The organism is Streptococcus pseudopneumoniae, from assembly GCF_001072315.1.
Taxonomy (GTDB): Bacteria; Bacillota; Bacilli; order Lactobacillales; family Streptococcaceae; genus Streptococcus; species Streptococcus pseudopneumoniae_R.
Genome location: NZ_JVLI01000093.1, coordinates 1 through 12318, shown reverse-complemented (window position 1 = coordinate 12318; position 12318 = coordinate 1). Strand labels below are relative to the sequence as shown.

At 40.3% G+C, this 12318-nt stretch carries 11 protein-coding genes; all 11 read left to right on the top strand.

Annotated elements, in window-relative coordinates; genetic code table 11:
* Window positions 1–154: 154 nt before the first annotated feature.
* The 11 genes from ADH54_RS04375 to ADH54_RS04325 all read left to right on the top strand — a co-directional run bounded on the left by ADH54_RS04375 (window position 155) and on the right by ADH54_RS04325 (window position 12181).
* Window positions 155–1024, top strand: a complete 870-nt coding sequence (locus ADH54_RS04375; RefSeq protein ID WP_000941427.1) for a branched-chain amino acid ABC transporter permease — start codon at window positions 155–157, stop codon at window positions 1022–1024.
* Window positions 1025–1027: 3 nt separating this feature from the next.
* The gene (locus ADH54_RS04370; protein WP_049524184.1) at window positions 1028–1984 is read left to right on the top strand and encodes a branched-chain amino acid ABC transporter permease; all 957 of its coding nucleotides are present in this window, start codon (window positions 1028–1030) and stop codon (window positions 1982–1984) included.
* A complete protein-coding gene (locus ADH54_RS04365; protein ID WP_001185997.1) occupies window positions 1984–2748 on the top strand; it encodes an ABC transporter ATP-binding protein in 765 nt (254 codons plus the stop codon). Before ADH54_RS04370 ends, ADH54_RS04365 begins: the two co-directional genes overlap by 1 nt.
* Complete coding sequence (locus tag ADH54_RS04360) at window positions 2748–3458, top strand: ABC transporter ATP-binding protein (protein WP_000062219.1); 711 nt, start codon at window positions 2748–2750, stop codon at window positions 3456–3458. Before ADH54_RS04365 ends, ADH54_RS04360 begins: the two co-directional genes overlap by 1 nt.
* 519 nt (window positions 3459–3977) lie before the next feature.
* Window positions 3978–4634: a CBS domain-containing protein gene (locus ADH54_RS04355; protein ID WP_049524183.1), complete on the top strand. Its 657-nt coding sequence runs from the start codon at window positions 3978–3980 to the stop codon at window positions 4632–4634.
* 108 nt (window positions 4635–4742) lie between these two features.
* A protein-coding gene (prfB, locus tag ADH54_RS04350; protein WP_100104218.1) for a peptide chain release factor 2 occupies window positions 4743–5838 on the top strand; the annotation gives its coding sequence in 2 pieces (ribosomal slippage) (window positions 4743–4814 and window positions 4816–5838; 1095 coding nt in all).
* 17 nt (window positions 5839–5855) lie between these two features.
* Complete coding sequence (gene ftsE, locus ADH54_RS04345; RefSeq protein ID WP_000022265.1) at window positions 5856–6548, top strand: cell division ATP-binding protein FtsE; 693 nt, start codon at window positions 5856–5858, stop codon at window positions 6546–6548.
* On the top strand, window positions 6541–7467 hold the full coding sequence (gene ftsX, locus ADH54_RS04340) for a permease-like cell division protein FtsX (RefSeq protein WP_049524182.1): 927 nt from the start codon (window positions 6541–6543) through the stop codon (window positions 7465–7467). The genes ftsE and ftsX overlap by 8 nt, the downstream gene beginning before the upstream one ends.
* 182 nt (window positions 7468–7649) lie before the next feature.
* Complete coding sequence (locus tag ADH54_RS04335; RefSeq protein ID WP_080980780.1) at window positions 7650–9830, top strand: PTS transporter subunit IIBC; 2181 nt, start codon at window positions 7650–7652, stop codon at window positions 9828–9830.
* Between the two features lie 51 nt (window positions 9831–9881).
* The gene (locus tag ADH54_RS04330; RefSeq protein ID WP_049524181.1) at window positions 9882–10697 is read left to right on the top strand and encodes an endonuclease/exonuclease/phosphatase family protein; all 816 of its coding nucleotides are present in this window, start codon (window positions 9882–9884) and stop codon (window positions 10695–10697) included.
* 140 nt (window positions 10698–10837) lie between these two features.
* A complete protein-coding gene (locus ADH54_RS04325) occupies window positions 10838–12181 on the top strand; it encodes a DEAD/DEAH box helicase (protein ID WP_049524180.1) in 1344 nt (447 codons plus the stop codon).
* The last annotated feature ends 137 nt before the right edge of the window (window positions 12182–12318 follow it).

The following is a 12318-nucleotide window of genomic DNA, read 5'->3' as shown; positions in this document are numbered from 1 at the left end:
ACTGACTTCGTCAGTCTTATCTACAACCTCAAAGCAGTGCTTTGAGCAACCTGCGGCTAGTTTTCTAGTTTGCTCTTTGATTTTCATTGAGTATAAGAACTTATCAAAAAGTGAGGGGCAACCCTCAAAATTATAAATAGAAAGAGTGAATCTTATGCTCCAACAACTAGTAAATGGTTTGATTCTAGGTAGTGTTTATGCGCTGTTAGCTCTAGGATATACCATGGTTTACGGAATTATCAAGCTCATCAACTTCGCCCACGGTGATATTTATATGATGGGAGCCTTTATCGGTTATTTCTTGATTAATTCTTTCCAAATGAATTTCTTTGTAGCGCTTATTGTAGCGATGCTAGCGACAGCTATTCTTGGTGTCGTGATTGAGTTCCTTGCTTACCGACCTTTGCGTCACTCTACTCGTATTGCTGTTTTGATTACAGCTATTGGGGTTTCTTTCCTATTGGAGTATGGGATGGTCTATCTGGTTGGTGCTAATACTCGTGCTTTCCCTCAAGCGATTCAAACAGTTCGCTATGATTTGGGACCAGTTAGCCTAACAAACGTGCAGTTAATGATCTTGGCCATTTCCTTGATTTTGATGATTTTGTTACAGGTTATTGTCCAAAAAACAAAGATGGGGAAAGCCATGCGTGCTGTATCTGTAGATAGCGATGCAGCGCAATTGATGGGAATCAACGTAAACCGTACTATCAGCTTTACCTTTGCTTTGGGTTCAGCTCTTGCGGGTGCTGCTGGTGTTCTGATTGCCCTCTACTATAACTCTCTTGAGCCTTTGATGGGGGTTACTCCAGGTCTTAAATCTTTCGTTGCCGCGGTACTTGGTGGTATCGGAATCATTCCTGGTGCGGCTCTTGGTGGCTTTGTCATTGGTCTATTGGAAACCTTTGCGACAGCCTTTGGGATGTCAGACTTCCGTGATGCCATTGTTTATGGAATCTTGTTGTTGATCTTGATTGTCCGCCCAGCTGGTATCCTTGGTAAAAATGTGAAAGAGAAGGTGTAAACGATGAAAGAAAATTTAAAAGTTAATATTCTATGGTTACTCCTTTTGTTAGCTGGCTATGGCTTGATTAGTGTACTGGTTTCAGTCGGAGTACTCAATCTATTCTATGTACAGATTTTACAACAAATCGGAATTAATATTATTCTGGCTGTTGGTCTCAACTTAATCGTTGGTTTTTCAGGACAATTTTCACTTGGTCATGCTGGTTTCATGGCGATTGGTGCCTATGCAGCTGCTATTATTGGTTCTAAATCACCAACCTACGGAGCCTTCTTTGGAGCTATGCTTGTAGGGGCTTTACTTTCAGGAGCAGTTGCCTTACTTGTCGGAATTCCAACCTTGCGCTTGAAGGGGGACTATCTTGCGGTAGCGACTCTAGGTGTTTCTGAAATTATCCGTATCTTTATCATCAATGGTGGAAGCCTTACAAATGGTGCAGCAGGTATCTTGGGAATTCCTAACTTTACAACTTGGCAAATGGTTTACTTCTTTGTCGTGCTTACAACCATTGCAACCTTGAACTTCTTGCGTAGTCCAATTGGTCGTTCAACCCTCTCCGTTCGTGAGGATGAAATTGCTGCTGAGTCAGTTGGGGTTAATACGACTAAAATTAAAATTATCGCTTTTGTCTTTGGTGCCATTACTGCAAGTATTGCAGGGTCACTACAGGCAGGATTTATCGGGTCTGTTGTACCGAAAGATTATACATTCATCAACTCAATCAACGTTTTGATTATTGTTGTATTTGGTGGACTTGGTTCAATTACAGGTGCCATCGTTTCAGCTATTGTTCTTGGAATTTTGAATATGCTTCTCCAAGATGTTGCCAGCGTGCGTATGATTATTTATGCTTTGGCCTTGGTATTGGTAATGATTTTCAGACCAGGTGGACTCCTTGGAACATGGGAATTGAGCCTATCACGTTTCTTTAAAAAATCTAAGAAGGAGGAACAAAACTAATGGCATTACTTGAAGTAAAACAGTTAACCAAACATTTTGGCGGTCTAACAGCTGTTGGAGATGTGACTCTTGAATTGAACGAAGGGGAACTGGTTGGACTAATTGGTCCAAACGGAGCTGGGAAAACCACCCTTTTCAACCTCTTGACGGGTGTCTATGAACCAAGCGAGGGAACAGTGACCCTAGATGGTCACCTTTTGAATGGAAAGTCACCTTATAAGATTGCTTCTTTGGGACTTGGACGTACATTCCAAAATATCCGTCTCTTTAAAGATTTAACAGTTTTGGACAATGTTTTGATTGCTTTTGGCAACCATCATAAACAACATGTTTTTGCTAGTTTTTTGCGCTTACCAGCTTTTTACAAGAGTGAAAAAGAATTAAAGGCTAAGGCTTTGGAATTGTTGAAAATCTTTGATTTAGATGGTGATGCAGAAACGCTTGCTAAAAATCTTGCCTACGGACAACAACGTCGTTTGGAAATTGTTCGTGCCCTCGCTACGGAACCTAAAATTCTCTTTTTAGATGAACCAGCAGCAGGTATGAATCCACAGGAAACAGCAGAATTGACTGAGTTAATTCGTCGTATCAAAGATGAATTTAAAATTACGATCATGCTGATTGAACACGATATGAATCTGGTCATGGAAGTAACAGAACGCATCTACGTACTTGAATATGGTCGTTTGATTGCTCAAGGAACTCCAGACGAAATTAAGACCAATAAACGCGTTATCGAAGCTTATCTAGGAGGTGAAGCCTAATGTCTATGTTAAAAGTTGAAAATCTTTCTGTGCATTACGGTATGATCCAAGCAGTCCGTGATGTAAGCTTTGAAGTTAATGAAGGAGAAGTTGTTTCCCTTATCGGTGCCAATGGTGCTGGTAAGACAACTATTCTCCGTACCTTGTCTGGTTTGGTTAGACCAAGTTCAGGAAAAATTGAATTTTTAGGTCAAGAAATACAAAAAATGCCAGCTCAGAAAATCGTGGCAGGTGGTCTTTCACAAGTACCAGAAGGACGCCACGTCTTCCCTGGCTTGACTGTTATGGAAAATCTTGAAATGGGAGCTTTCTTAAAGAAAAATCGTGAAGAAAATCAAGCTAACTTGAAGAAGGTTTTCTCACGCTTCCCTCGTCTTGAAGAACGGAAGAACCAAGATGCAGCTACTCTTTCAGGGGGAGAACAACAAATGCTTGCCATGGGACGCGCTCTTATGTCAACACCAAAACTTCTTCTTTTAGATGAACCATCAATGGGACTTGCCCCAATCTTTATTCAAGAGATCTTTGATATCATTCAAGATATTCAGAAGCAAGGAACAACCGTCCTCTTGATTGAACAAAATGCCAATAAGGCACTCGCAATCTCTGACCGAGGCTATGTGTTGGAAACAGGGAAAATCGTCCTATCAGGAACAGGAAAAGAACTCGCTTCATCAGAAGAAGTCAGAAAAGCATATCTGGGTGGCTAAAACAATCCAGTGGATTGTTTTAGTCGGCAGATGGAGATTACGAAGTAATCATCAATATAGTCCGGGGGACCTTTTTAGTCGGTGGATGAAGATTGCGAAGCAATTATCTTATCCAGTGGATTGTTTTAGTCGGCAGATAAAGATTGTGTAAGCAATCTTCGCATAGTCTGGGAGACTAGTTTAGGTTGCGGATGAAGATTGCGTAGCAATCATCAATATAGTCCGGGGGACCTTTTTAGTCGGTGAATAGAGATTGCGAAACAATTATCTTATCCAGTGGATTATTTTAGTTGGCATATTTAGATTGCAAACAAATCTGCAACTACATTGAAAGCTTAATTTCTAATAATTGAAAAAATCGAATGAAAGGTATTCTACCTTCATTCACAGAGCTCGATTTCAGAGCTCTTTTTGCTAGCTTATTCATACTTTTCTGAATTTTGAAAAAGAAATGTAAGCGTTTGATAGATTTACAAAAAGATTGTATAATAGGGATAAGAATAGAAAAGGAGAAGTCTCATGGCAGTTAAAGATTTTATGACCCGCAAGGTAGTTTATATTAGTCCAGATACAACAGTATCTCATGCAGCAGATTTAATGAGAGAGCAAGGATTGCACCGCTTGCCTGTTATCGAAAATGATCAATTGGTTGGTTTGGTAACTGAGGGAACCATTGCGCAAGCAAGTCCATCAAAAGCAACCAGTCTTTCTATCTATGAGATGAATTATCTTCTAAATAAGACAAAAGTAAAAGATGTCATGATTCGCGATGTTGTCACTGTTTCAGGCTATGCTAGTCTAGAGGATGCAACTTATCTGATGTTGAAAAACAAGATTGGTATTCTTCCTGTCGTTGATAACCATCAAGTCTATGGAGTTATTACGGACCGTGACGTTTTCCAAGCCTTTCTTGAAATTGCTGGTTATGGTGAAGAAGGAATTCGTGTGCGCTTTGTTACAGAAGATGAAGTCGGTGTCCTCGGAAAGATTATTTCTTTGATTGCAGAAGAAAATTTGAATATCTCGCATACCGTAAATATTCCGCGTAAAGATGGTAAGGTGATTATCGAAGTTCAAATCGATGGATCCATCGATTTACCAGCTTTGAAAGAAAAATTTGAATCAGAGAATATTCAAGTAGAAGAAATTACTCGTACTTCAGCAAAAGTCTTGTAAGGAGGGAAGCCGAAAGGCTTCTTTTTACGTGTAATAAGGGATTAGAGCAAAAGATGGAAAGAAATGATAAAATATGCTATAATGAAATGATGTAAAAAAGGAGTATTTATGGACATTTCAGTAATTCGTCAGAAAATTGACGCAAATCGTGAAAAATTAGCTTCTTTCAGGGGGTCTCTTTGACCTAGAAGGTCTAGAGGAAGAGATTGCCATCTTGGAAAACAAGATGACAGAACCTGATTTTTGGAACGATAATATCGCGGCCCAAAAAACGTCGCAAGAATTAAATGAATTAAAAAACACCTATAATACCTTCCATAAGATGGAAGAGTTGCAGGATGAAGTTGAAATTTTATTGGACTTTTTAGCAGAAGACGAGTCGGTTCAAGAAGAACTGGTAGCGCAGTTAGCCGAACTTGATAAGATGATGACCAGCTATGAGATGACTCTACTCTTGTCAGAACCTTATGACCACAACAATGCCATCTTGGAAATCCATCCAGGTTCTGGTGGTACTGAGGCGCAGGACTGGGGCGATATGTTGCTTCGTATGTATACTCGTTATGGTAATGCTAAAGGCTTTAAAGTGGAAGTATTGGATTACCAAGCAGGAGATGAAGCTGGTATCAAGTCAGTAACTTTATCATTTGAAGGGCCTAATGCCTATGGTCTTCTCAAGTCAGAAATGGGTGTTCATCGTTTGGTCCGTATTTCACCATTTGACTCTGCCAAACGTCGCCATACATCTTTCACATCTGTAGAAGTGATGCCAGAATTGGATGATACTATTGAAGTGGAAATCCGTGAAGATGACATCAAGATGGATACCTTCCGTTCAGGTGGTGCCGGTGGACAAAACGTCAACAAGGTTTCAACAGGTGTACGTTTAACCCACATTCCAACTGGAATTGTTGTCCAATCAACAGTGGATCGGACCCAGTATGGAAATAGAGATCGTGCCATGAAGATGTTGCAGGCTAAGCTCTATCAAATGGAGCAAGAGAAGAAGGCTGCGGAGGTAGATTCTCTCAAGGGTGAGAAAAAGGAGATCACATGGGGAAGCCAAATCCGTTCTTATGTCTTCACACCTTATACTATGGTAAAAGATCACCGAACTAGCTTTGAGGTTGCTCAGGTAGATAAGGTTATGGATGGGGACCTAGATGGTTTTATCGATGCCTATCTCAAGTGGCGAATTAGCTAATATAGAAAGGAAGTCACATGTCAATCATTGAAATGAGAGATGTCGTCAAAAAATACGACAACGGAACGACTGCCCTACGCGGTGTTTCGGTCAGCGTTCAACCGGGAGAATTTGCTTACATTGTAGGACCTTCAGGAGCAGGGAAGTCAACCTTCATTCGTTCTCTATATCGTGAAGTAAAAATCGATAAAGGAAGCCTATCAGTTGCTGGTTTTAATCTGGTTAAGATCAAAAAGAAAGACGTCCCGCTTCTACGTCGTAGTGTTGGGGTTGTCTTCCAAGATTATAAACTCTTGCCAAAGAAAACTGTCTATGAAAATATTGCTTACGCTATGGAAGTAATCGGGGAAAATCGCCGTAATATCAAAAAACGTGTGATGGAAGTTTTAGACTTGGTTGGGTTGAAGCACAAGGTTCGTTCTTTCCCAAATGAGCTCTCAGGTGGAGAGCAACAGCGGATTGCGATTGCACGTGCCATTGTAAATAATCCCAAAGTATTGATAGCCGATGAACCAACAGGAAACTTGGACCCGGATAATTCATGGGAAATTATGAATCTCTTGGAACGGATTAACCTACAAGGGACAACTATTTTGATGGCGACTCATAATAGCCAGATTGTAAATACCTTGCGCCACCGTGTCATTGCCATTGAAAATGGCCGTGTTGTTCGTGACGAATCAAAAGGAGAGTATGGATACGATGATTAGTAGATTTTTTCGCCATTTATTTGAATCACTAAAAAGTTTGAAACGAAATGGTTGGATGACAGTGGCAGCTGTCAGCTCAGTCATGATTACTTTGACCTTGGTTGCCATATTTGCTTCTGTTATTTTCAATACAGCGAAACTAGCTACAGATATTGAAAATAATGTTCGAGTGATGGTTTATATTCGTAAGGATGTAGCTGATAATAGCGAGACTATTGAAAAAGAAGGTCAAACTGTTACAAATAATGACTACCACAAGGTATACAATGCTTTGAAGGGGATGTCTACTGTTAAGAGTGTTACTTTTTCAAGTAAAGAAGAACAATATGAAAAATTAACTGAGACAATGGGGGACAACTGGAAAATTTTCGAAGGAGATGCTAACCCCCTCTATGATGCCTATATCGTTGATACCAAAGCGCCAAGTGATGTAAAAACTGTGGCTGAAGATGCTAAAAAAATTGAAGGTGTGTCTGAGGTTCAGGATGGTGGTGCCAATACAGAACGCCTATTCCAACTAGCATCATTTATCCGTGTTTGGGGATTAGTTATTGCAGGACTTTTGATTTTCATTGCAGTTTTCTTGATTTCAAATACCATTCGTATCACCATTATTTCCCGCAGTCGTGAAATTCAAATCATGCGCTTGGTTGGTGCTAAGAACAGTTATATCCGTGGACCGTTCTTACTTGAAGGTGCCTTCATTGGTTTGCTTGGAGCAACTGCACCATCAGTGTTGGTCTTTATTGTTTATCGAATGGTTTACCAATCTGTCAATAAGTCATTGGTAGGTCAAAATCTTTCTATGATTGCGCCAGAGGTATTTACTCCTCTGATGATTGCCCTATTATTTGTGATTGGAATTTTCATTGGTTCACTGGGATCAGGAATTTCCATGCGCCGATTCTTGAAGATTTAGATAAATAGCTACTTTTATGAGGAGATTAAATGATCTCCTTTTTTGCTACAAAAATTTTAGAAAAAAGTGTAATTTTTTTTGTAAAAGCCTTTACAAAAAAAATTAAAGTGGTATAATTAAATCATAAAAGGTGCAAACGTTTTCGTAAAACGTTTGCCTAAATAAAAATAAAGGAGATTTGAATGATGAAAGATACATTCAAAAATGTCTTGTCTTTCGAATTTTGGCAAAAATTCGGTAAGGCTTTGATGGTGGTTATCGCGGTTATGCCGGCTGCTGGTTTGATGATTTCAATCGGTAAGTCTATCGTGATGATTAACCCAACCTTTGCACCACTCGTTATTACTGGTGGTGTACTAGAGCAAATCGGTTGGGGAGTTATCGTTAACCTTCATATCTTGTTCGCCCTCGCTATTGGAGGAAGCTGGGCTAAAGAACGTGCTGGTGGTGCTTTCGCCGCTGGTCTTGCCTTCATCTTGATTAACCGTATCACTGGTACAATCTTTGGTGTATCAGGCGATATGTTGAAAAATCCAGATGCTATGGTTTCAACACTATTGGGTGGGCAAATCAAAGTTGCTGATTACTTCATTAGTGTTATGGAAGCTCCAGCCTTGAACATGGGTGTGTTCGTAGGGATTATTTCTGGTTTTATTGGAGCAACTGCTTACAATAAATACTATAACTTCCGTAAGCTTCCTGATGCACTTTCATTCTTTAACGGAAAACGTTTTGTACCGTTTGTAGTTATTCTTCGTTCAATAATTGCTGCAATTGTACTTGCTGCTTTCTGGCCAGTAGTTCAAACAGGTATCAATAGCTTTGGTATCTGGATTGCCAACTCACAAGAAACTGCTCCAATCCTTGCACCATTCTTGTATGGTACATTGGAACGTTTGCTCTTGCCATTTGGTCTTCACCACATGTTGACTATCCCAATGAACTACACAGCTCTTGGTGGTACTTATGAGGTCTTAACTGGTGCAGCTAAAGGTAGCCAAGTATTTGGTCAAGATCCACTTTGGCTTGCATGGGTAACAGACCTTGTAAACCTTAAAGGTACTGATGCTAGTCAATACCAACACTTGTTAGATACAGTACATCCAGCTCGTTTCAAAGTTGGACAAATGATCGGTTCATTCGGTATCTTGATGGGTGTGGTTGTGGCTATCTACCGTAATGTTGATGCTGACAAGAAACACAAATACAAAGGTATGATGATTGCGACAGCTCTTGCAACATTCTTGACAGGGGTTACTGAACCAATCGAATACATGTTCATGTTCGTCGCAACACCTATGTATCTTGTTTACTCACTTGTTCAAGGTGCTGCCTTCGCTATGGCTGACGTCGTAAACCTACGTATGCACTCATTCGGTTCAATCGAGTTCTTGACTCGTACACCTATTGCAATCAGTGCTGGTATCGGTATGGATATCATTAACTTCATTTGGGTAACTGTTCTCTTTGCCGTAATCATGTACTTTATTGCAAACTTCATGATTCAAAAATTCAACTACGCAACTCCAGGGCGTAACGGAAACTACGAAACTGCTGAAGGTTCAGAAGAATCTAGCAGCGAAGTGAAAGTTGCAGCAGGCTCTCAAGCTGTAAACATTATCAACCTTCTTGGTGGACGTGCAAACATCGTTGATGTTGACGCATGTATGACTCGTCTTCGTGTAACTGTTAAAGATGCAGATAAAGTAGGAAATGCAGAGCAATGGAAAGCAGAAGGAGCTATGGGGCTTGTCATGAAAGGACAAGGGGTTCAAGCTATCTACGGACCAAAAGCTGACGTATTGAAATCTGATATCCAAGATATCCTTGATTCAGGTGAAATCATTCCTGAAACTCTTCCAAGCCAAATGACTGAAGCACAACAAAACACTGTTCACTTCAAAGGTCTTACTGAGGAAGTTTACTCAGTCGCAGACGGTCAAGTTGTTGCTTTGGAACAAGTAAAAGATCCAGTATTTGCTCAAAAAATGATGGGTGATGGATTTGCAGTAGAACCTGCAAATGGAAACATTGTATCTCCAGTTTCAGGTACTGTATCAAGCATCTTCCCAACAAAACATGCTCTTGGTATTGTGACTGAAGCAGGTCTTGAAGTATTGGTTCACATTGGTTTGGACACAGTAAGTCTTGAAGGTAAACCATTTACAGTTCATGTTGCTGAAGGACAAAAAGTTGCAGCAGGAGATCTCCTTGTCACAGCTGACTTGGATGCTATCCGTGCAGCAGGACGTGAAACTTCAACAGTAGTTGTCTTCACAAATGGTGATGCAATTAAATCAGTTAAATTAGAAAAAACAGGTTCTCTTGCAGCTAAAACAGCAGTTGCTAAAGTAGAATTGTAATATACTTGAGGTTGGAAGCTGTATTCCAACCTCTTATTTTGGGAGAAAAGAATGAAATTTTTAACACTCAATACTCACAGTTGGATGGAAAAAGAAGCTGAGGAAAAATTCCAGATTTTGCTTGAGGATATTCTTGAAAAGGACTATGATTTGATTTGTTTCCAAGAAATCAATCAGGAGATCACATCTCCAGAGGTGGAGGTCAATGACCTTTATCAAGCTTTGCCAGCATCTGAGCCTATTCACCAAGATCACTATGTTAGACTCTTGGTTGAAAAGTTATCTGAGCAAGAGAAAAATTACTACTGGACTTGGGCCTATAACCATATCGGTTATGATCGCTACCACGAAGGTGTGGCTATCTTGTCTAAAACACCTATTGAAGCCAGAGAAATTTTGGTTTCAGATGTGGATGATCCAACAGACTATCATACTCGCCGTGTTGCCTTGGCTGAAACTGTAGTTGATGGTAAGGAGCTTGCAGTTGCAAGTGTCCACCTTTCTTGGTGGGATAAAGGTTTCCAAGAAGAATGGGCACGATTTGAGGATGTCTTGAAAGAATTGAACAAGCCACTTTTACTCGCTGGAGATTTTAACAACCCAGCTGGTCGGGAAGGCTACCAAGCTATTTTAGCTAGTCCATTAGGCTTACAAGACGCTTTTGAAGTTGCTCAAGAGAAAAGTGGTAGCTATACTGTTCCACCAGAAATAGATGGATGGAAAGGGAACACTGAACCCCTTCGAATCGATTATGTCTTTACTACCAAAGAGTTAGCGGTGGAAAATTTACATGTCGTATTTGATGGTAACCAGAGTCCGCAAGTCAGTGATCACTATGGCTTGAGTGCTATTTTAAACTGGAAATAATAACTGAAAAGAGGTTGGAATCACGAAGTTCCAGCCTTTTTCTGACTAGAGAAGCTACTGGAGATAGCCTAAATAAGTGAGACTACTGAAATGGAATAAATTGTGGTATAATTGATAGGATAGATAGAATCGAGGATAGTATGTCATTTACGAAATTTCAATTTAAAAACTATATTAGAGAAGCCTTGCAGGAGTTGAAATTTACAACTCCAACAGAGGTACAAGATAAGTTGATTCCTATTGTTTTGGCAGGTCGTGACCTAGTCGGTGAATCAAAAACAGGTTCGGGTAAGACTCATACTTTCTTGTTGCCGATTTTCCAGCAATTAGATGAAACCAGTGATAGTGTTCAAGCAGTCATTACTGCACCGAGCCGTGAATTAGCCACTCAGATTTACCAAGCAGCTCGTCAGATTGCAACTCACTCAGAAGTAGAAGTTCGTGTGGTTAATTATGTGGGAGGGACGGATAAGATTCGCCAGATTGAAAAATTGGCCAGTAACCAGCCCCATATTGTTATCGGTACGCCAGGCCGTATCTACGACTTGGTTAAGTCTGGTGACCTAGCTATTCACAAGGCCAAGACTTTTGTGGTCGATGAAGCAGATATGACCTTGGATATGGGATTCTTAGAAACTGTTGATAAGATTGCTGGCAGCCTTCCAAAAGACTTGCAATTCATGGTCTTCTCAGCGACTATCTCACAAAAGTTGCAACCATTCTTGAAAAAATACTTGTCAAATCCTGTTATGGAGAAAATCAAGACCAAAACGGTCATTTCTGATACCATTGATAATTGGTTGATTTCTACTAAGGGACGTGACAAGAATGCTCAAATTTACCAGTTGACTCAGTTGATGCAACCGTATTTGGCAATGATTTTTGTTAACACTAAAACGCGTGCTGATGAATTACATTCATATCTGACTGCTCAAGGATTGAAGGTAGCGAAGATTCATGGAGATATTGCTCCTCGTGAGCGCAAGCGTATCATGAATCAGGTGAAAAATCTGGATTTTGAGTACATTGTCGCAACAGATTTGGCAGCGCGTGGGATTGACATTGAAGGTGTCAGCCATGTCATCAATGATGCCATTCCGCAAGACTTATCCTTCTTCGTGCACCGTGTTGGTCGTACCGGACGCAATGGCCTACCAGGTACAGCTATTACCCTTTATCAGCCAAGTGATGACTCAGATATCCGTGAGTTGGAGAAATTAGGAATCAAGTTTACTCCGAAGATGGTAAAAGATGGAGAATTCCAAGATACCTATGACCGTGATCGTCGTGCCAACCGTGAGAAAAAACAAGATAAGCTAGATATCGAAATGATTGGTTTGGTTAAAAAGAAAAAGAAAAAAGTCAAACCGGGTTATAAGAAAAAAATTCAATGGGCAGTTGATGAAAAGCGCCGCAAGACCAAGCGTGCCGAAAATCGTGCTCGCGGTCGTGCCGAGCGTAAAGCAAAACGCCAAACATTTTAATAGTAATCGTTGGAGTACTGAGCTCCAACTTTTTTAATTATGTGACTTTCAGTCCGTCTCGCTCCGTTAGGTGCGAGACAAAAAACTCCAAGCAGGCAGAGCCTGCTAACTCATGACAGAAAAAGAAGTTTAGCTTA

Coding starts and splice junctions, on each gene's coding strand:
- ADH54_RS04375 (WP_000941427.1), top strand. CDS start 155: ATGCTCCAACAACTAGTAAATGGTTTGATTCTAGGTAGTGTTTATGCG.
- ADH54_RS04370 (WP_049524184.1), top strand. CDS start 1,028: ATGAAAGAAAATTTAAAAGTTAATATTCTATGGTTACTCCTTTTGTTA.
- ADH54_RS04365 (WP_001185997.1), top strand. CDS start 1,984: ATGGCATTACTTGAAGTAAAACAGTTAACCAAACATTTTGGCGGTCTA.
- ADH54_RS04360 (WP_000062219.1), top strand. CDS start 2,748: ATGTCTATGTTAAAAGTTGAAAATCTTTCTGTGCATTACGGTATGATC.
- ADH54_RS04355 (WP_049524183.1), top strand. CDS start 3,978: ATGGCAGTTAAAGATTTTATGACCCGCAAGGTAGTTTATATTAGTCCA.
- ftsE (WP_000022265.1), top strand. CDS start 5,856: ATGTCAATCATTGAAATGAGAGATGTCGTCAAAAAATACGACAACGGA.
- ftsX (WP_049524182.1), top strand. CDS start 6,541: ATGATTAGTAGATTTTTTCGCCATTTATTTGAATCACTAAAAAGTTTG.
- ADH54_RS04335 (WP_080980780.1), top strand. CDS start 7,650: ATGATGAAAGATACATTCAAAAATGTCTTGTCTTTCGAATTTTGGCAA.
- ADH54_RS04330 (WP_049524181.1), top strand. CDS start 9,882: ATGAAATTTTTAACACTCAATACTCACAGTTGGATGGAAAAAGAAGCT.
- ADH54_RS04325 (WP_049524180.1), top strand. CDS start 10,838: ATGTCATTTACGAAATTTCAATTTAAAAACTATATTAGAGAAGCCTTG.